Below are 17,475 nucleotides of genomic sequence, written 5' to 3'. Positions count from 1 at the left end.
CCGGCCCCCACGCACCCGCACCCGACGGCACTCCACACGAAGGGCCCCGAACCGATAAAGGTTCGGGGCCCTTCGACGTCACATCACGCACCGCCCGCTAGGGCAACTGCGCCGCCCGTGCATCCCGCCGATTGCCGCGGAAGTTGTTGACCCGCCGAGCAGTGGCGAAGAGGGGGATGACGGCCCCCATGACCAACTGCAACGCGCACCCGGTCTGCAGCAACAGCTGCCCACCCGGCGCATCGAAGGCCCACGCCGCCAGCAGCGCCATGCTGAGCACGATCCAGGAGAGCATCGCCCCCGCGAGCCGCCCGCGCGGCTTCGGGTACTCGACCCGGCTCACCATCAGCCACGCCGTACCGATGATCGCCATGAGCGTGGCGACGAACGGCAGCTCGAGCAGCACGATCGAGACGACCGTCAGAGCGCCGAACGGCGACGGCATGCCCTGGAAGGTGCCGTCCTTGACGGTGACGCACGAGAATCTCGCCAGCCGCAGCACGACCGCCAGCAGGACCACGATCCCGCCCACCGCCGCGACCCGCTGGTGCGCGTCGTCGGCGACCATGCCGTAGACGAGCACGAAGTACGCCGGCGCCAGACCGAAGCTGATCAGGTCCGAGAGGTTGTCCAGCTCCGCGCCCATCGGGGACGATCGCAGCTTGCGGGCGACCAGACCGTCGAACAGGTCGAAGACCGCCGCGCAGAGCATCAGGATCACGGCCGTGGCGGCACTGTGCCGCGCCATGCCGGTCTCCTGGCTGCCCGTGAGGTGCGGGATCAGGATGCCGGTGGTGGTGAAGTACACCGCCATGAAGCCGCACGTGGCGTTACCGAGCGTGAGCGTGTCCGCTATTGAGAGGCGGAGAGAGAGGGGCATCTCCTCCTCGTCGTCCAGCTCGTCGGCATCCGGCACCCAGCCGGTCTGCGTCTCGGGATCAATCACGGTCAATGCGAGTCACCCCCGCCACGGTCTTCTGACCGACCTCCACGTCGACCTCCACGCCCTCGGGGAGGTAGATGTCGACGCGCGACCCGAAACGGATCAGGCCGATCCGCTCGCCCTGCTCGACCTTCGTGCCCTGCGGGATGTACGGCACGATGCGCCGCGCGACCGCACCGGCGATCTGGATCATCTCGATGTCACCGAGCTCGGTGTCGAAGTGCCAGACGACGCGCTCGTTGTTCTCGCTCTCCTTGTTGAACGCCGGAACGAACCCGCCGGGGATGTGCTCGACCGACGTCACCGTGCCGGAGAGAGGCGCGCGGTTGACGTGGACGTTCAGCGGGCTCATGAAGATCGCGACGCGGGTGCGCCCGTCCTTCCACGGCATGATGCTCTGCACCACACCGTCGGCGGGCGAGATGACCCGGCCCTGGGTGATCTCGCGCTCGGGGTCGCGGAAGAACCACAGCATGCCCGCCGCGAGAGCGGTGGCGGGTACGGCCACGGCCTTGGCGGCGCCGGACTTGCGCGCGCGTACCAGGCTGAGGGCTGCGGTGGCGACGGTCGGGAGGAGCCACGGCGATGCTCCGCGCGCAAGACGTACGCCGGCCAGGCTGTCGCGTGGTGCAGAGGTTTGGCTGTGGGGCATGGATGACCTTCGTAGCGGATGATGCCGCGCTGTGACTGGGGACGGCGGCTTTCCCGGGATCGTACCGGTCGCGGGCCACAACTGGGTAAGCCAGGAAGCCGAGTCGGTGTCCGAAGAGTGCTGACGGGGTGTGATCTTCTTCTCGATGAAAACACCCCGAATCGGTATATCTAGCCCTGCAGTCGATACTCTTCGAGCAGCCTGCGTCCGATGATCATTTTCTGGATCTCGGCGGTACCTTCACCGATGAGCAGCATCGGGGCCTCGCGGTAGAGGCGCTCGATCTCGTACTCCTTTGAGAAGCCGTAGCCGCCGTGGATCCGGAAGGCGTCTTCCACGACCTCTTTGCAGTATTCGGAGGCGAGGTACTTCGCCATCCCTGCTTCGAGGTCGTTTCGCTCCCCGGAGTCCTTTTTGCGCGCCGCATTGACCATCATCGCATGGGCGGCCTCGACCTTGGTAGCCATCTCGGCCAGTTTGAACTGGATCGCTTGATGCTGGGCGATCTGCTTGCCGAAGGTGTGGCGCTGCTGGGCATAGGAAACGCCCAGCTCAAACGCACGCTGAGCGACGCCGCAACCACGCGCGGCCACGTTGACGCGGCCCACTTCGACGCCGTCCATCATCTGATAAAAACCTCGGCCGGTGGTGCCGCCGAGGACGCGATTGGCCGGAATGCGCAGGCCATCCATGATCAGCTCGGTGGTGTCGACACCCTTGTAACCCATCTTGTCGATCTTCCCGGGGATGGTCAGGCCGGGGCGGACCTCACCGAAACCGGGCTCCTTCTCGACGAGGAAGGTCGTCATCGACTTGTGGGGCGCGGTGCCCTCGGGGTGGCCTTCGTCACTCTTCACGAGAACGGCCACAAGAGTCGACGTACCGCCGTTCGTGAGCCACATCTTCTGCCCGTTCAGGACATATTGGTCGCCGTCCCGCACCGCCTTCGACGTGATGGCCGACACGTCGGAGCCGAGCGCCGGCTCGGACATGGAGAACGCGCCGCGCACCTCGCCCGCCGCCATGCGCGGAAGGAAGTACTCCTTCTGTTCCTGCGTGCCGTGCTGCTTGAGCATGTAGGCCACGATGAAATGGGTGTTGATGATGCCGGACACCGACATCCAGCCGCGCGCGATCTCCTCCACGCACAGCGCGTAGGTGAGGAGCGACTCACCCAGGCCCCCGTACTCCTCGGGGATCATCAGGCCGAAGAGGCCCAACTCCTTGAGCCCGTCGACGATCTGCTGCGGGTACTCGTCGCGGTGCTCCAGCTCGGTCGCGACCGGGATGATCTCCTTGTCGACGAAGTCCCGTACGGTCGAAAGGATCTCCCGCTGGATGTCGGTCAGACCGGCGGTCTGGGCGAGTCGCGCCATGGCTACTTCTCCGTCTTCTGGTCGGCGGAGGCCTTCTTCTCCGCGGCAGCCTTCGGCTCCGGGCGGCCGGGCTGCTCGCCGCCGCGCTCCTTGATGTACGTCTCGGTGGGCACCATCACCTTGCGGCGGAACACGCAGACCAGCGTGCCGTCCTGCTTGTAGCCCTTCGTCTCGACGTACACGATCCCGCGGTCGTTCTTGGACCGGGAGGGCGTCTTGTCGAGGACCGTGGTCTCGCCGTAGATCGTGTCGCCGTGGAAGGTCGGCGCGACGTGCTTCAGCGACTCGACCTCCAGGTTGGCGATCGCCTTGCCCGACACGTCGGGGACGGACATGCCCAGCAGCAGGGAGTAGATGTAGTTCCCGACCACCACGTTCTTCTTGAAGTCGGTGGTGTTCTCCGCGTAGTTGGCGTCCATGTGGAGCGGGTGGTGGTTCATCGTGAGCAGACAGAAGAGATGGTCGTCGTACTCGGTGACGGTCTTCCCGGGCCAGTGCTTGTAGACCGCCCCGACCTCGAACTCTTCGTAGGTTCGCCCGAATTGCATGTGCTCAGGCCTCCGGCGCTTCGAACTTGGACGTGCGTTCCAGGCCCGCGGCGCGGCCCTTGCCGGAGATGACCAGGGCCATCTTGCGGCTCGCCTCGTCGATCATCTCGTCGCCGATCATCGCGGAGCCCTTCTTGCCGCCCGCCTCGGACGTGTAGTACTCGTACGCGTCCAGGATCAGTTCGGCGTGGTCGAAGTCCTCCTGGGACGGCGAGAAGATCTCGTTCGACGCCTCGACCTGACCGGGGTGCAGCACCCACTTGCCGTCGAAGCCGAGGGCCGCGGCGCGCCGGGCGACCTCGCGGTAGCCGTCCACGTTGCGGATCTGCAGGTAGGGACCGTCGATGGCCTGGAGGTTGTTGGCGCGGGCGGCCATCAGGATCTTCATCAGGATGTAGTGGTAGGCGTCCGCCGGGTAGCCGGGCGGCTGCTCGCCCACGACCAGCGACTTCATGTTGATCGACGCCATGAAGTCGGCCGGGCCGAAGATGATCGTCTCGACGCGCTGGGAGGCCGTCGCGATCTCGTTGACGTTGTTCAGACCCTGCGCGTTCTCGATCTGCGCCTCGATGCCGATCCTGCCGACCTCGAAGCCCATGGTCTTCTCGATCTGCGTCAGGAGCAGGTCGAGGGCGACGACCTGCTGGGCGTCCTGCACCTTCGGCAGCATGATGCAGTCGAGGTTCTGCCCCGCACCCTCGACGACCGTCACGACGTCGCGGTACGTCCACTCGGTCGTCCAGTCGTTCACGCGCACGACCCGCGTCTTGCCCGTCCAGTCGCCCTCGTTGAGGAACTTGACGATGGTGTGCCGCGCCCCGGGCTTGGCCAGCGGCGCGCAGGCGTCCTCCAGGTCGAGGAAGACCTGGTCGGCGGGCAGGCCCTGGGCCTTCTCCAGGAAGCGGGGGTTCGAGCCGGGCACGGCCAGGCAGGAGCGCCGCGGGCGCAATCGGTTGACCTGGGGAACAGGGCTGGTCATGCGGGGACCTCCAGAGGGTCGAGCTTGTTCGCTTTCCGGATCTCGTCGACGATACGGCCGATGATTCCCGTGATGTCGAAGTCCTTCGGGGTGAAGACCGCGGCCACTCCCGCGGCCCTCAGCAGCTCGGCGTCGGCGTTCGGGATGATCCCGCCGGCGATCACCGGGATGTCGGCGGCGCCCGCCTCGCGCAGCCGTTCCAGCACGTCGGGCACCAGCTGGGCGTGCGAGCCCGACAGGATGGACAGGCCCACGCCGTGGACGTCCTCGGCGACGGCCGCGGTCACGATCTCCTCGGGCGTCAGCCGGATGCCCTGGTAGACCACCTCGAACCCGGCGTCACGGGCCCGTACGGCGATCTGCTCGGCGCCGTTCGAGTGCCCGTCCAGGCCCGGCTTGCCCACCAGGAAGCGGAGCTTGCCGACGCCCATGTCCTTCGCGGTCAGTTCCACCTTGCGGCGCACCGCCGCCATCGCGGTGCCCTCCTCGGCGGTCACCGCGACGGGCGCGGACGACACCCCGGTGGGGGCGCGGAACTCGCCGAACACCTCGCGCAGGGCGCCGGCCCACTCGCCGGTCGTGACCCCGGCGCGGGCACACTCCAGGGTGGCCGCCATGAGGTTGCCGGTGCCCTTGGCGGCCTCCTTCAGCCCGTCCAGCGCCTTGCAGGGGCGCGGGTGGTTGAAGGGCGGCTGGTAGCGGGTGTCGCGCCACTCCTGGAGGGCGGTGGTCACCCGGGCCTCGACCGCGGGGTCGACCGTCTGGATCGCGGCGTCCAGGTCGGCCGTGAGCGGGTTGGGCTCGGTCGACTCGAAGATGTTGACGCCGACGATCTTCTCGTCGCCCGACTCGATACGGGCCCGGCGCTCGGCGTGCGAGGAGACGAGCTGCGACTTCAGATAGCCCGACTCGACGGCCGCCATCGCGCCGCCCATCTCCTCGATCCGGTCGATCTCGGCGAAGGAGTCCTCGACCAGCTGGGCGACCTTCGCCTCCACGACGTGCGAGCCGTCGAAGATGTCCGCGTACTCCAGCAGGTCGCTCTCGTAGGCGAGCACCTGCTGCATGCGCAGCGACCACTGCTGGTCCCAGGGGCGGGGGAGCCCCAACGCCTCGTTCCAGGCCGGGAGTTGGACGGCACGGGCGCGTGCGTCCTTGGAGAGGGTGACGGCCAGCATCTCCAGCACGATCCGCTGGATGTTGTTCTCCGGCTGGGCCTCGGTCAGGCCGAGGGAGTTGACCTGGACCCCGTACCGGAAGCGGCGGTGCTTGGGGTTCTCGATGCCGTACCGCTCGCGGGTGATGCGGTCCCAGATGCGGCCGAACGCCCGCATCTTGCACATCTCCTCGACGAACCGGACGCCCGCGTTCACGAAGAAGGAGATGCGCGCGACGACGTCCCCCTTCTGGTCCTCGCGGATCTGCCCGGACGCGAACACCGCGTCGAGCACGGCGATCGCGGTGGACATCGCGTACGCGATCTCCTGGACCGGAGTGGCTCCCGCCTCCTGCAGGTGGTAGCTGCAGATGTTGATCGGGTTCCACTTGGGGATGTTGTTGACCGTGTAGCAGATCATGTCCGTGGTCAGACGGAGGGAGGGCACCGGCGGGAACACGTGCGTGCCCCGCGACAGGTACTCCTTCACGATGTCGTTCTGGGTCGTCCCCTGGAGCGTGGTGATGTCCACACCCTGCTCCTCGGCGACGACCTGGTAGAGCGCCAGCAGCCACATGGCGGTGGCGTTGATGGTCATCGAGGTGTTCATCTGCTCCAGGGGGATGTCCTGGAACAGCCGGCGCATGTCACCGAGGTGCGAGACCGGCACACCGACCCGGCCGACCTCGCCACGGGCGAGGATGTGGTCGGGGTCGTACCCGGTCTGGGTCGGCAGGTCGAACGCGACCGACAGACCCGTCTGCCCCTTGGCGAGGTTGCGCCGGTACAGCTCGTTGGACGCCTCCGCGGTGGAGTGGCCGGCGTAGGTCCGCATGAGCCACGGCCGGTCCTTCGCCGTGCGCTCCTGGGGCGTCTGGCGCTCTGTCATCTTCGGACCTCAGATGTTCCGGAAGCGGTTGATGGCGTCGACGTGCTGGGCGCGCTTGTCCTGGTCACGCACACCGAGACCTTCGGTGGGCGCCAGCGCCAGGACCCCGACCTTGCCCTGGTGGAGGTTGCGGTGCACGTCGTACGCGGCCTGCCCGGTCTCCTCCAGCGAGTACACCTTGGACAGCGTCGGGTGGATCTTGCCCTTCGCGATGAGCCGGTTGGCCTCCCAGGCCTCGCGGTAGTTGGCGAAGTGCGAGCCGATGATCCGCTTCAGGGACATCCACAGGTAGCGGTTGTCGTACTCGTGGTTGTAGCCCGAGGTGGAGGCGCAGGTGACGATCGTGCCGCCCTTGCGGGTGACGTACACGGAGGCGCCGAAGGTCTCGCGGCCCGGGTGCTCGAAGACGATGTCGACGTCCTCGCCGCCGGTCAGTTCACGGATGCGCTTGCCGAAGCGCTTCCACTCCTTCGGGTCCTGGTGGTGCTCGTCCTTCCAGAACCTGTAGTCCTCCGCGTTGCGGTCGATGATCGCCTCGGCGCCCATCGCCCGGCAGATGTCCGCCTTCTGCGGGCTGCTGACCACACAGATGGGGTTGGCGCCGCCGGCGAGCGCGAACTGGGTGGCGTACGAGCCGAGGCCGCCGCTCGCGCCCCAGATGAGGACGTTGTCGCCCTGCTTCATCCCGGCGCCGTTGCGGGAGACCAGCTGCCGGTACGCGGTCGAGTTGACCAGGCCGGGCGCCGCGGCCTCCTCCCAGCTGAGGTGGTCGGGCTTGGGCATCAGCTGGTTGGACTTGACGAGCGCGATCTCGGCGAGGCCGCCGAAGTTGGTCTCGAAGCCCCAGATGCGCTGCTCGGGGTCGAGCATGGTGTCGTTGTGCCCGTCGCTGGACTCCAGCTCGACGGACAGGCAGTGCGCGACGACCTCGTCACCGGGGTGCCAGGCGTTCACGCCCGGACCGGTGCGCAGCACGACGCCCGCGAGGTCGGAACCGATGACGTGGTACGGCAGGTCGTGGCGCTTGGTCAGCTCGCTGAGCCTGCCGTAGCGCTCCAGGAAGCTGAAGGTGGACACCGGCTCGAAGATCGAGGTCCACACGGAGTTGTAGTTGACCGAGGAGGCCATCACGGCCACCAGGGCCTCGCCGGGGCCGAGCTCCGGCACCGGCACGTCGTCCAGGTGGATCGACTTGCGCGGGTCCTTGTCGCGGGTGGTGAGCCCGGCGAACATCTCTGTCTCGTCCTTGTGCACGGTGATCGCGCGGTAGGACTCGGGGAGCGGTAGCGCGGCGAAGTCGGCGGACGTGGCGGTCTGCGACTGGATCGCGTCCAGGATTTCCTTCACGGTGTTGCCTCCGGCGATGAGCGTCCGAGGGGGAACGCTGAGGGTTACGTCGGGGTGGACAGCTGCTGGGTGAGGCGTGCCGTCGGTTCGGCAGAGGGTGGTGCTCGGCAGCGCTTTGTGGCGCGGAAGGTTGCCTGTGACGCAGGCGTCCGGGCTCGCAGGCATTGGCTTGCGGGGACAGCCGGCGTACGAAGGTTCTCTGCACGCCGGCCGCCCGGACCACTTCAACGTATGACACTGCGTGTCATCTATCAAGGCACCGAGTGCCAACAATTTCTCTCAGTTGTCATCTGCCCGTCACAGATGAGCGATGATCGATCAGAAAAGGGCGCCCCCTCCAAGAGGGAGCGCCCATATCCGGCCCGTCCGGCGTCTGAGGACGAGCGACGAAGTCGCGGTTACGTGAGGGAGGGCTCTACGACCGTTCCTTGAGAGCCTGCTCGATGGTCCGCATCACCTGGTGCAGCGGAGCGTCCACGCGGGCGACGGTCACCAGCACCTCGCCCTCCACCGACGCGGTGGACACGGGCGCCGCGTGCGCCGCGGTGTCCCGGCCGGCGCCTATCCCCGTGCCGAAGGTCTTCCTGACGATCGAGAAGGCGTGGTCCAGCTGTGCCTCCACGTCGCCCTGGGCACCCGCCCGCAGCCATCTCCGCAGCACGTGGTTGTGCGCGGTGACCACGGCCGACGCGGCGACCTCCGCGAGCAGCGGGTCGTCGTTGGCGTCGTCGTCGTGGGCGTGCTCGTCGAAGTGCCCCAGCAGATAGCGGGTGAACAGCCGCTCGTACCGGGCCACGGACGCGATCTCCGCCTCCCGCAGGGTCGGCACCTCACGCGTCAGCTTGTAGCGCGAGACCGAGATCTCCGGCCGCGCCGCGTACATCTGCATGACTTCCTTGATCCCGCGGCACACCGTGTCCAGCGGATGCTCGTGCGCCGGCGCGGCGTTGAGCACCGCCTCGGCCCGGATCAGGGTGTCGTCGTGGTCCGGGAAGATCGCCTCCTCCTTGGACCGGAAGTGCCGGAAGAAGGTGCGCCGGGCCACCCCGGCCGCGGCCGCGATCTCGTCGACCGTCGTCGCCTCGTACCCCTTCGTCGCGAAGAGCTCCATCGCGGCGGCCGCCAGCTCTCGGCGCATCTTGAGCCGCTGCGCCGCGGCGCGACCGCCCGCGGCGCTCTCCGGCGCGTCGGACGTGGCTGGTGTACGGGAGGACTTGGCGGGCTGGGACATGCCCCGAACGTACTGCATGTACGCGCCGGAGCGCTCCCGACCGGGTCTTTCTCCGCCGGGGTCCGGGGCCCCGGCGGAGGCGCCGGCGGGGTCGAGCAGCCCGCCCCAGTCCGCACGGTCGCCTCCGGGCCGGTCCCCTGGCCCGGAGGCGAGCATGCCGGGCCGGTCCCCGGGCCCGTCGTGGCGCGGCGGCTCAGCGCCGCGCATATTCGCGGAAGCCGCGGCCCGTCTTGCGGCCGAGGCAGCCCGCGGCCACCAGGTGCTCCAGGAGCGGCGCCGGGGCGAGACCCGGGTCGCGGAACTCACGGTGCAGCACCTTCTCGATGGCCAGCGAGACATCCAGGCCGACCACGTCGAGGAGCTCGAACGGCCCCATCGGGTAGCCGCCGCCGAGCTTCATCGCGGCGTCGATGTCGTCGAGCGTCGCGTAGTGCTCCTCGACCATCTTGATCGCGTTGTTCAGGTACGGGAAGAGGAGCGCGTTCACGATGAAACCCGCCCGGTCGCCGCAGTCCACCGGATGCTTGCGGACCTTCGCGCACAGCTCACGGACCGTGGCGTGCACGTCGTCCGCCGTCAGGACCGTCCGCACGACCTCGACGAGCTTCATCGCGGGCGCCGGGTTGAAGAAGTGCATGCCGATCACGTCCTGCGGCCGCGAGGTGGCCCGGGCGCAGGCGACGACCGGCAGCGACGACGTCGTCGTGGCCAGGATCGCGCCCGGCTTGCAGACCTTGTCGAACACCGCGAAGAGCTGCTGCTTGATCTCCAGGTCCTCGGCGACGGCCTCCAGTGCCAGATCGACGTCGGCGAAGGCCTCGTACGAACCCGCCGGCGTGATGCGCCCCAGCGTCTCCGCGGCCGTTTCGGCCGTCATGCGGCCCTTGTCGACGGAGCGTGAGAGCGACGTACCGATACGGGCCTTCGCCGTCCCGGCCTTCTCCTCGGTGCGGGCAGCGAGGACGACGTCGTACCCGGCCTTCGCGAAGACCTCCGCGATGCCGGACGCCATCGTTCCGGAGCCCGCGACGCCGACCGAGCGGATCGTCCGGCCGGCCGTCCCGGACCCCGCGGCGGACGGTGTCAGCGGGTCGGGGACGACGGTCGCGCTGCCCGGGGCGTCGTACGTGTAGAAGCCGCGTCCCGACTTGCGGCCGGTCAGGCCCGCCTGGCTGAGCTGCTTGAGGATCGGCGCCGGCGCGTGCAGCCGGTCGTGCGACTCCGCGTACATGGCCTCCAGGACCGTCCGCGCGGTGTCCACGCCGATCAGGTCGAGCAGGGCGAGCGGGCCCATCGGCAGGCCGCAGCCCAGGCGCATCGCGGCGTCGATGTCCTCGCGGCTGGCGTACTTGGCCTCGTACATCGCGGCGGCCTGGTTGAGGTAGCCGAAGAGCAGGCCGTCGGCGACGAAGCCGGGGCGGTCGCCGACCGCGACGGGCTCCTTGCCGAGTTCGAGGGCGAGGTCGGTGACGGCGGCGACGGCGCCCGGCGCGGTCAGCACGGACGAGACGACCTCGACGAGCTTCATCGCGGGCGCGGGGTTGAAGAAGTGCAGGCCCAGGACCCGTTCGGGATGGGCCGAGTCGGCGGCCAGCCGGGTGACCGACAGGGCGTTCGTGCCGGTCGCCAGGATCGTGCCAGGGCGCACGACACCGTCCAGCTCCCGGAAGATCTGGTGCTTGATCTCGTACGACTCCGGGGCCACCTCGATCACCAGGTCGGCGTCGGCCGCGGCCCGCAGATCGGTGAAGGTGCGGAAGCGGGCGAGGGTGTCGTCGCGTTCCTGCTCGGTGAGGCGCCCGCGCTGCACGGCACGGGCGGTCGAGGACTCCAGCGCGCTGACGGCCTGCGCCGCGGCGGCCTCGCTGATGTCGATGCCGACGACCTCGCGGCCGGCCCGGGCGAGGATCTCGGCGATACCGGTGCCCATCGTGCCGAGGCCGACGACGGCGACGGTCCGCAGGAGGGACACGGAGGACAACGAGGGGTCGGACAGGGGAGTGGCCATCGCGGGACTCCAGGAATGAGTGACGACTGAGGGACGCACGCGGATACGCCGACGGGCGCACGCAGTGCGGAGAGAAATGGAGAGGTGCACCGACAGGCCCTGTCCCGGAGCCGTGCCGTCATGTCGAACTGAGGTACCTGAAGTACCGAACCGACCAGCTCCCTCACGACCACGGGGTGTGAGGGTGTTCCCGCGGCGGCTGCGTCACCAGGCCATCACGGGCGGATCCACGAGTGGGTAACTCGCTCGATTGAGCTTAACCGGTGAGTAACGAGCGCGCCAGCCTGTATTCCTGGCCGGTCCATGTGACGTATGTCGCCGATAGTCTCTGCATCATGGACGAAGAGTTGCGATCGCTCACCCAGCGCTTACGGCAGGAGGCGGGCACGATGGCGTCCTTCTCGTACGAACGACTGGCGGCGACCGGCGATCTCGACGAGCTGGCCGCCGTGCTCATCGCTCCCGAACAGCCGCTCTGGGCGCGGGAACTGGCCGCGTTCCGGCTCGGTGTCGCCGGCGACAGACGGGCCTTCGAGGCGCTCGTCCTGCTGCTCAACCACCGGGATCCGCAGCGGTGCGCCTCCGCGGCCTACGCCATGGCCCGGCTGGGGGATCCGCGTACCGCCCGGGCGGCGGCGGCCCTCGCCACCAACGAGTTGCGCGTCGCGTACGCCCTTCATCCGGTGCGGCTGCTCGTGGAACTGCGGGCGCCCGAGTCCGTGCCCGCGCTGATCACCACGCTGGCGCGGCGGTTCCGGCCGCACGATCCGTATCGGCGGGTCGCGCTCGCGTGCGTGGAGGGCTTGGGGGTGCTGGGGGACGAGCGGGCTCGGCCTGTGCTGAACGAGGCGCTGGTGCATCCGGAGTTGGCGGGGGCGGCGGCCGATGCGTTGCGGCGGCTGCCGGCTCAGCGTGTTCCGCGGGGGCGGGGTTAGCGGGTTGGGGGTGGGGTGCGTGTAGGGGCCTGTTTGTGGCTGCGGGTCGGTGGGGGGCTTGGTGCGCCGTTCCCCGCGCCCCTTTCGGGGTGGGGTGGGTGCGGTTGTTTGTACGTGCGGGTTCGTAGGGGCTTGTCGCGCAGTTCCTCGCGCCCCTGATGGGGCGGGGTGGGGGGATGCGGTTGTTTGTATGTGCGGGGTTGGCGCGTCGTTCCTCGTGCCCCTGACGGGGCGGGGTGGGGGTGGGGGTGCCGGGGGTTTGCCCGGCGGGAGGCGGGCGAGTGGCAGGTGGGCGGACTTCGCGGATGTGGCCCTGGGCCTGCTCCCCGGCGGCCCCCGTCGTGCGACCGCCCGGCTGGGTGCGACATGGGATTCGGGTAGTCGCTCGGCAACGGTTCGCACCGTTACCGAGGGAGGTCGCACATTTCGCATCATAAGCGGCGGACGGCCCGCCGAAAATCCCCCAGGCGGGGCGAACGGCCCCCTCAGATGGGCTGATTCACCGTCCTACGGCATCTCGCGCGGCAGGATCCCCAGCCGGGTGGCCGTCACCACCGCCTCCAGCTGACTGTGCGCGCGCAGTTTGAACAGGACGCTCTTCACATGTCCGCGGACCGTGTGCCGGCTGAGGACGAGCCGGTCCGCGATCGCCTTGAGGCCGTGCCCCTGCGCGAGCAGGACCAGCACCTCGTGCTCACGGCGGGTCAGCCCGGCCCCGTTGCGCTGCCGCGGCGGCAGCCGGGCCGCCAGGGTCGACCCCTCCACGAGCAGCTTGCCGGTGGCCGTCGTCCGGATCGCGGTGAGGATGTCCCCGAACGGGCTGTACTTGGCGAGGAACGCCGAGGCGCCCGCCGTCACCGCCCGCGCGAGCTGGTCGGGGGTCGCATCCGCGGTCAGGACCACCACCCGGGCCGCAGGATGGACCTTCTTCAGCAGCCGCGTGCCCTCGATACCGTCCGTACCCGGCAGATGGATGTCCATCAGCACCACGGAGGGGGGCCGACGGGCCGCCTCCCGCAACGCCTCGTCGACCGTACCCACCGCTTCGCCGCAGTCCAGGTCCGGCTGTGCTCCGATGGCGATGGCCAGGGCGTCGGCCAGCGCGCGCTGGTCCTCGACCACGAGCACGCGGATCATGCCGGATCCTCCCCCTCCGGATGGCCGGCTCTCCCCGGGCCGGTGGTGGCGATGCGCTTTCGAGCGTAGTGCTGAAGGCCCCCGGCGGGTCCCGGCCGTACCCGGGAATCTGCCTCCCGTGTCTGGCCCAACACCCGCCGCACGGTGGAGAGTTGAACAGGAACGCCGGGGGCGGCCGGTCAGTGGCCGGTCAGCGGCAGGTGGCAGGGGGCGCCGGAAGGAGACCCGTGCGTTCCTCGTACCGCACAGGTCCGGGCCGACGGGGCGATCCCCGCCGTGTCGGCCGACGCGCGCCTGATGCGCCGTGCGTACCGCCTGTCCGACCGTTTGCGGACAGGGGGCGTCGACGCTGTGGGGAAGCCGAGACGGGCGGCCGGTGAAGGGTGGCTCGCCACCTCGTCGCCGGGTGCCCGGCGGGAGGAAGCGGGGGAGCATGAGAGGTACCGGTTCGCCGGACGGACCACTGGGACGGCGAAGGGGGCGCGGGGACGATCACGATGGCTGACGACGGGCGTCATGAGCTGTACGCGGCCATGATGCTGGCCGCGCCCGACGGCATCGTCGCGGTCGACGCCGACGGATGCGTGGGGCGTGCAACCCGGCCGCTGCGGCACTGCTGGAGCGGTCGGCGGACGAACTGATCGGCTCCGTGTTCGGCTTTCCGCTCGACGACGGGGAGTCCACCGAGGTCACGCTGGTCCTGCCGAACGGCCGCAACAAGATCGTCGAGATGACGGTCGCCCTCGCCCGGTTCGACGGCCGGCCGCTGTACGTGGCCACCCTGCGCGACGGGACCCGCCGGCAGCAGGCCGACCATGTGCTCCAGGCCGCGCTGGAGCACCAGAGCGTGGTCGTCGAGGTCGCCGCGCACCAGTTGCACAACCCGCTGGCCGCTCTGGGCGCCCTGGTGCACGTGCTCAGAGAGCCGCCGCCCGGACTGGCCGACGAGCGACGCGCGGAGGTGGTCGAGCGGATCGCCGAACGCACGGCCCGCCTGCAGGCGCTGGTCCGCAAACTCCTCACCGCCGCACGGCTCGACGGCGCCGGCCGGCAGGGCGTGCCGGAGCCGGTGCAGGTACTGGGCTTCCTGCTGGACCAGTTCGCCGAGTCCGGGGCCGCCCGCGACGGACTGAGACTCGCCGTCCCGCCCCGGCTGGTGGCGCGGGTCGACGCCGTGGGCTTCGCCGAGATCTTCGGCAACTACCTGGAGAACGCGCTCGCCTACGGCCGGGACCCCGTCGAGATCACCGCACGGGAAGCCGGCGGACGCATCGAGCTCCGGGTCGCGGACCATGGCTCCGGTGTGCCGGAGTCCTTCGTTCCGCACCTCTTCGAGCGTTACCGCCGCGACCCCGCCACCGCGGCGGCCACCGAGGGCACCGGCCTCGGCCTGTGGATCGCCCGCAGCCTGGCCCGGGCCAAGGGCGGAGACGCCTGGTACGAACCGGGCCGGCCGAGCGGCGCGGTCTTCTGCGTCAGCCTTCCCAAGGGGTGACCCGGCCCTCCAGCAGCCGGGCGTACCGCACCTCCGGCACCTCGACGCCCTCGACCTCGTAGGGCTCCTCGGCGCCGTCCGCGCTGAAACCGGCCCGTTCGTAGAAGCGGCGCGCGCCCGCGTTCTCCCGAAGGACCCAGAGCAGCATCCTGTCGTGCCCCGCGGCGGCGCACCGCTCGACCGACGCCCGCAACAGGGCACGGCCCACCCCGCGCCCGGTCCGGTCGGGGTCGACGTAGATCGCGTACAGCTCGGCGTCCCCGGCACCCCCGGTGTCCTGGGCTTCCTGGGTACGCGGTTCTCCGCCGCGGTAGGGCCCGTGGCAGGACCAGCCGACGACCTCACCGGCCGACTCCGCGACGAGGTTCACCACGCCCGTGCCGGTGGCCCGCTCGAAGTGGGCCCGCCGACGCGGGAGTTCGGCCGCCACGTCGAGGCCGTCGAGATACGGCTGGGGCATCAGCCCTCTGTACGCGCTCTGCCAGCCGCGTATCCGGATCTCCGCCACGCGGGGACAGTCGGACAGGGGCATCTCGCGGATGTGCTGCGGGGCACCGGTGCGGCTCATCCGGGCAGTATCGCGAACGCCTCTATCTCCATCAGGAACTCGGGGCGGACGAGGGCGGCGACCTGTACGGCGGAGGCGGCCGGGAGGCGGTCCTGCGGGATGTGTTCGGCACGGGCCGCGCGGATGGCCGGCATGTGGGCCATGTCCGTGACGAAGTAGGTCAGTTTGACCACGTCGTCGAAGCCTGCGCCGGCCGCGGCGAGGCAGCGGCGCAGGTTCTCGAAGACCTGACGGGCCTGCGCGGCCGGGTCGCCCTCGCCGACCGGCTTTCCGTCCTCGTCGAGCGCCAGCTGGCCCGAGACCGCCACGAAGCGGCCCGTGCCCATGACGACGTGCGAGTAGGCGGCGGCGGGGGCGACGCCGTCGGGGGCGGTGATGCGGATCGGTCCGGTCATGGATCAATCCTGCACCACGGCACTGACAACGCCCCCGACCAGCCCGGACCAGCCCGGATCAGCCCGGATCGGCCCGGATCGGCCCGGATCGGCCCGGATCGGCCCGGATCAGCCCGGATCGGCCCGGCTCGGTCCCGACTAGCCGCGGAAACCGAGCAGGCCGTGCAGGGTCGCGCCGCGCGAGGCCGTGCCCGTCTTCGCCTTCGCGGTCAGCGGCTCGGGATCGGGCAGCTTCGCGCACACCGCGTCGGCCTCGCCGTTCCCGCGCGGCACCCGGCCGTCGGTCAGATAGGCGGCCAGGTGCTTGTCCAGGCAGGTGTTCCCGCTCAGGGTGACGCCGTGGTTCCCGCCGCCCTGCTCGACCACCAGGCTGGAGCCGCCCAGCAGGTGATGGACCAGGACACCGCCCTCGTACGGGGTGGCCGCGTCGTCCGTCGCCTGGAACAGCAGCACCGGCGGCACCGAGTCGTTCGAGACGTCCACGGGCTCGGCCGAGCCCGTGGGCCAGAACGCGCACGGGGCGTTGTACCAGGCGTTGCTCCAGGTCATGAAGGGCGACTTCTTGTACACGTCCCAGTTGTCGTCGCGCCACTCGTCCCAGTCGCGCGGCCAGCTCGCGTCACGGCACTGCACCGAGGTGTAGACGCTGTAGCCGTTGTCGCCCGCGGCGTCGACGGCCCCGAAGTTCTCGTACGCCTCGACCAGCAGGTCGTCGTTCTTCGTCTTCACGTAGGCCGCGAACGCGTCGGCGAGATACGGCCAGTAGCCGTTGAAGTAGGCGCCGGGGGAGAAGGTGTCCTCCAGCTCCGAGGCGCCGACCGTCCCGTCCGCGGGCTTCTTCGCCAGCGCCGCCCGCATCGCGTACCAGGCCTCCTCGATCCTCTCCGGATCGGTGCCCAGCCTGTACGTCGCGTCGTGCTCGGCGACCCAGGCCATGAAGGCCCGGTGACGGGAGTTGAACGCGTGGTCCTGCGCGATGTTGTCGTCGTACCAGACACCGGTGGGATCGACGACGGAGTCCAGCACCATGCGCCGTACCCGCTCCGGATGGAGCTTGGCGTAGACGGCGCCCAGGTACGTGCCGTACGAGTACCCGAAGTAGTTGATCTTCCTGGCGCCCAGGGCGCCGCGGATCGCGTCCATGTCCTGGACCGCGCTCACCGTGTCGATGTACGGCAGCAGGTCCCCGTACTTGCTCGCGCAGGCCTTCGCGAAGGCCTCTACGCGGTTGAGGTTGGCCTCTTCGAGAGCGGGGGTCGTCGGCAGCGAGTCGGGGCGCACCGGCTTGAAGTGCCCGGGCCGGCAGTTCAGGGCGGGCCTGCTCGCGCCGACCCCGCGCGGGTCGAAGCCGATGACGTCGTACTGGGCCGCCACGTTCTTCGGCAGCGAGGCCGCGACGAATCCGGCCAGGGACAGACCGCTGCCGCCGGGACCGCCCGGGTTCACCAGAAGTGGGCCCTGGTAGTTCTTCTTGGAGGTGTGCGGGACCCGGGACAGCGCGAGCGTGATCTTCCGGCCGTGCGGGTTCGCGTGGTCGAGGGGCACCTTCAGGGACGCGCACTGGAGCGTCGGATAGTTCTTGGTGCCGCACTTCTTCCAGGTGGGCTTCGCCGCGTCGGCGGAGGGGGCGGTGCGCCGGGCGGTCGCGGAGGCCGGGTTCGCGTCGGCCGGGACCGCGGTGATCATTCCGGCAACCACGGCGGCGGCACCGCACAGAGCGGCTGCGCGTCGGTTCACAATGAATCGCCTCACATCGATGGACCGGACAGCGGGCCGTGCACCTCACGGCCCTGGCCGTATCGTCCCGGGGCGGGCG

General features: G+C 69.7%; 16 protein-coding genes. 3 read left to right on the top strand and 13 right to left on the bottom strand.

Annotated features, from left to right (window positions below):
- Positions 1-97: 97 nt before the first annotated feature.
- The 9 genes from pssA to ACZ60E_RS07920 form a co-directional block, all read right to left on the bottom strand.
- The gene (gene pssA / locus ACZ60E_RS07960; RefSeq protein ID WP_384807094.1) at positions 98-916 is read right to left on the bottom strand and encodes a CDP-diacylglycerol--serine O-phosphatidyltransferase; all 819 of its coding nucleotides are present in this window, start codon (positions 914-916) and stop codon (positions 98-100) included.
- A gap of 22 nt (positions 917-938) precedes the next feature.
- On the bottom strand, positions 939-1,595 hold the full coding sequence (locus ACZ60E_RS07955) for a phosphatidylserine decarboxylase (RefSeq protein WP_107016765.1): 657 nt from the start codon (positions 1,593-1,595) through the stop codon (positions 939-941).
- 170 nt (positions 1,596-1,765) lie between these two features.
- Complete coding sequence (locus ACZ60E_RS07950; RefSeq protein ID WP_453795711.1) at positions 1,766-2,971, bottom strand: acyl-CoA dehydrogenase family protein; 1,206 nt, start codon at positions 2,969-2,971, stop codon at positions 1,766-1,768.
- A 2-nt stretch (positions 2,972-2,973) separates the two neighbouring features.
- Entirely contained in the window at positions 2,974-3,519 is a 546-nt protein-coding gene (locus ACZ60E_RS07945; protein WP_469438957.1) for a MaoC family dehydratase, read from the bottom strand.
- Positions 3,520-3,523: 4 nt separating this feature from the next.
- On the bottom strand, positions 3,524-4,498 hold the full coding sequence (locus tag ACZ60E_RS07940) for an HpcH/HpaI aldolase/citrate lyase family protein (protein WP_469438956.1): 975 nt from the start codon (positions 4,496-4,498) through the stop codon (positions 3,524-3,526).
- Positions 4,495-6,543, bottom strand: coding sequence for a protein meaA (locus tag ACZ60E_RS07935; protein WP_384807037.1), 2,049 nt, complete (start codon positions 6,541-6,543; stop codon positions 4,495-4,497). The genes ACZ60E_RS07940 and ACZ60E_RS07935 overlap by 4 nt, the downstream gene beginning before the upstream one ends.
- A 9-nt stretch (positions 6,544-6,552) precedes the next feature.
- Entirely contained in the window at positions 6,553-7,890 is a 1,338-nt protein-coding gene (gene ccrA, locus ACZ60E_RS07930) for a crotonyl-CoA carboxylase/reductase (RefSeq protein WP_384807039.1), read from the bottom strand.
- A gap of 415 nt (positions 7,891-8,305) precedes the next feature.
- Positions 8,306-9,121, bottom strand: coding sequence for a TetR family transcriptional regulator (locus tag ACZ60E_RS07925; RefSeq protein ID WP_247706555.1), 816 nt, complete (start codon positions 9,119-9,121; stop codon positions 8,306-8,308).
- 193 nt (positions 9,122-9,314) lie between these two features.
- Positions 9,315-11,129, bottom strand: coding sequence for a 3-hydroxyacyl-CoA dehydrogenase family protein (locus ACZ60E_RS07920; protein ID WP_453795708.1), 1,815 nt, complete (start codon positions 11,127-11,129; stop codon positions 9,315-9,317).
- A 335-nt stretch (positions 11,130-11,464) separates the two neighbouring features.
- Between ACZ60E_RS07920 and ACZ60E_RS07915 the strand changes: the two genes are divergently transcribed.
- Positions 11,465-12,064 carry an adenylosuccinate lyase gene (locus tag ACZ60E_RS07915; RefSeq protein ID WP_107016961.1) on the top strand — a complete coding sequence of 200 codons (600 nt, stop codon included), beginning with the start codon at positions 11,465-11,467 and terminating at the stop codon, positions 12,062-12,064.
- A gap of 507 nt (positions 12,065-12,571) precedes the next feature.
- Here ACZ60E_RS07915 and ACZ60E_RS07910 read toward each other — a convergent pair.
- A complete protein-coding gene (locus ACZ60E_RS07910; protein WP_469438955.1) occupies positions 12,572-13,201 on the bottom strand; it encodes a response regulator in 630 nt (209 codons plus the stop codon).
- A 497-nt stretch (positions 13,202-13,698) separates the two neighbouring features.
- On the opposite strand from ACZ60E_RS07910, the gene ACZ60E_RS07905 reads away from it, so the two are divergent.
- Both ACZ60E_RS07905 and ACZ60E_RS07900 read left to right on the top strand, forming a co-directional pair.
- On the top strand, positions 13,699-13,842 hold the full coding sequence (locus ACZ60E_RS07905) for a hypothetical protein (RefSeq protein ID WP_469438954.1): 144 nt from the start codon (positions 13,699-13,701) through the stop codon (positions 13,840-13,842).
- An 8-nt stretch (positions 13,843-13,850) separates the two neighbouring features.
- Positions 13,851-14,696 carry a sensor histidine kinase gene (locus ACZ60E_RS07900; protein ID WP_469438953.1) on the top strand — a complete coding sequence of 282 codons (846 nt, stop codon included), beginning with the start codon at positions 13,851-13,853 and terminating at the stop codon, positions 14,694-14,696.
- On the opposite strand, the gene ACZ60E_RS07895 is transcribed toward ACZ60E_RS07900, so the two are convergent.
- The 3 genes from ACZ60E_RS07895 to ACZ60E_RS07885 all read right to left on the bottom strand — a co-directional run bounded on the left by ACZ60E_RS07895 (position 14,677) and on the right by ACZ60E_RS07885 (position 17,396).
- A complete protein-coding gene (locus ACZ60E_RS07895; RefSeq protein ID WP_469438952.1) occupies positions 14,677-15,264 on the bottom strand; it encodes a GNAT family N-acetyltransferase in 588 nt (195 codons plus the stop codon). The two genes, ACZ60E_RS07900 and ACZ60E_RS07895, sit on opposite strands and share 20 nt — an antisense overlap.
- Positions 15,261-15,659 (bottom strand): RidA family protein, encoded by a 399-nt coding sequence (locus tag ACZ60E_RS07890; RefSeq protein WP_469438951.1) that lies wholly within the window; start codon positions 15,657-15,659, stop codon positions 15,261-15,263. The genes ACZ60E_RS07895 and ACZ60E_RS07890 overlap by 4 nt, the downstream gene beginning before the upstream one ends.
- A gap of 138 nt (positions 15,660-15,797) precedes the next feature.
- Positions 15,798-17,396, bottom strand: a complete 1,599-nt coding sequence (locus tag ACZ60E_RS07885) for an alpha/beta hydrolase (protein WP_469438950.1) — start codon at positions 17,394-17,396, stop codon at positions 15,798-15,800.
- Between the last annotated feature and the right edge of the window lie 79 nt (positions 17,397-17,475).

The sequence above is a fragment of the Streptomyces sp. NPDC102514 genome (genome assembly GCF_055584525.1).
The sequence above is the reverse complement of the archived record's forward strand: the minus strand, read 5'-3'. Positions and strand labels throughout refer to the sequence as shown.

Excerpts from the sequence above, each read along its gene's own strand:
- ACZ60E_RS07955 (WP_107016765.1), bottom strand. The coding sequence starts at position 1,595 with ATGCCCCACAGCCAAACCTCTGCACCACGCGACAGCCTGGCCGGCGTA.
- ACZ60E_RS07950 (WP_453795711.1), bottom strand. The coding sequence starts at position 2,971 with ATGGCGCGACTCGCCCAGACCGCCGGTCTGACCGACATCCAGCGGGAG.
- ACZ60E_RS07945 (WP_469438957.1), bottom strand. The coding sequence starts at position 3,519 with ATGCAATTCGGGCGAACCTACGAAGAGTTCGAGGTCGGGGCGGTCTAC.
- ACZ60E_RS07940 (WP_469438956.1), bottom strand. The coding sequence starts at position 4,498 with ATGACCAGCCCTGTTCCCCAGGTCAACCGATTGCGCCCGCGGCGCTCC.
- ACZ60E_RS07935 (WP_384807037.1), bottom strand. The coding sequence starts at position 6,543 with ATGACAGAGCGCCAGACGCCCCAGGAGCGCACGGCGAAGGACCGGCCG.
- ACZ60E_RS07925 (WP_247706555.1), bottom strand. The coding sequence starts at position 9,121 with ATGTCCCAGCCCGCCAAGTCCTCCCGTACACCAGCCACGTCCGACGCG.
- ACZ60E_RS07920 (WP_453795708.1), bottom strand. The coding sequence starts at position 11,129 with ATGGCCACTCCCCTGTCCGACCCCTCGTTGTCCTCCGTGTCCCTCCTG.
- ACZ60E_RS07915 (WP_107016961.1), top strand. The coding sequence starts at position 11,465 with ATGGACGAAGAGTTGCGATCGCTCACCCAGCGCTTACGGCAGGAGGCG.
- ACZ60E_RS07910 (WP_469438955.1), bottom strand. The coding sequence starts at position 13,201 with ATGATCCGCGTGCTCGTGGTCGAGGACCAGCGCGCGCTGGCCGACGCC.
- ACZ60E_RS07905 (WP_469438954.1), top strand. The coding sequence starts at position 13,699 with ATGGCTGACGACGGGCGTCATGAGCTGTACGCGGCCATGATGCTGGCC.
- ACZ60E_RS07895 (WP_469438952.1), bottom strand. The coding sequence starts at position 15,264 with ATGAGCCGCACCGGTGCCCCGCAGCACATCCGCGAGATGCCCCTGTCC.
- ACZ60E_RS07890 (WP_469438951.1), bottom strand. The coding sequence starts at position 15,659 with ATGACCGGACCGATCCGCATCACCGCCCCCGACGGCGTCGCCCCCGCC.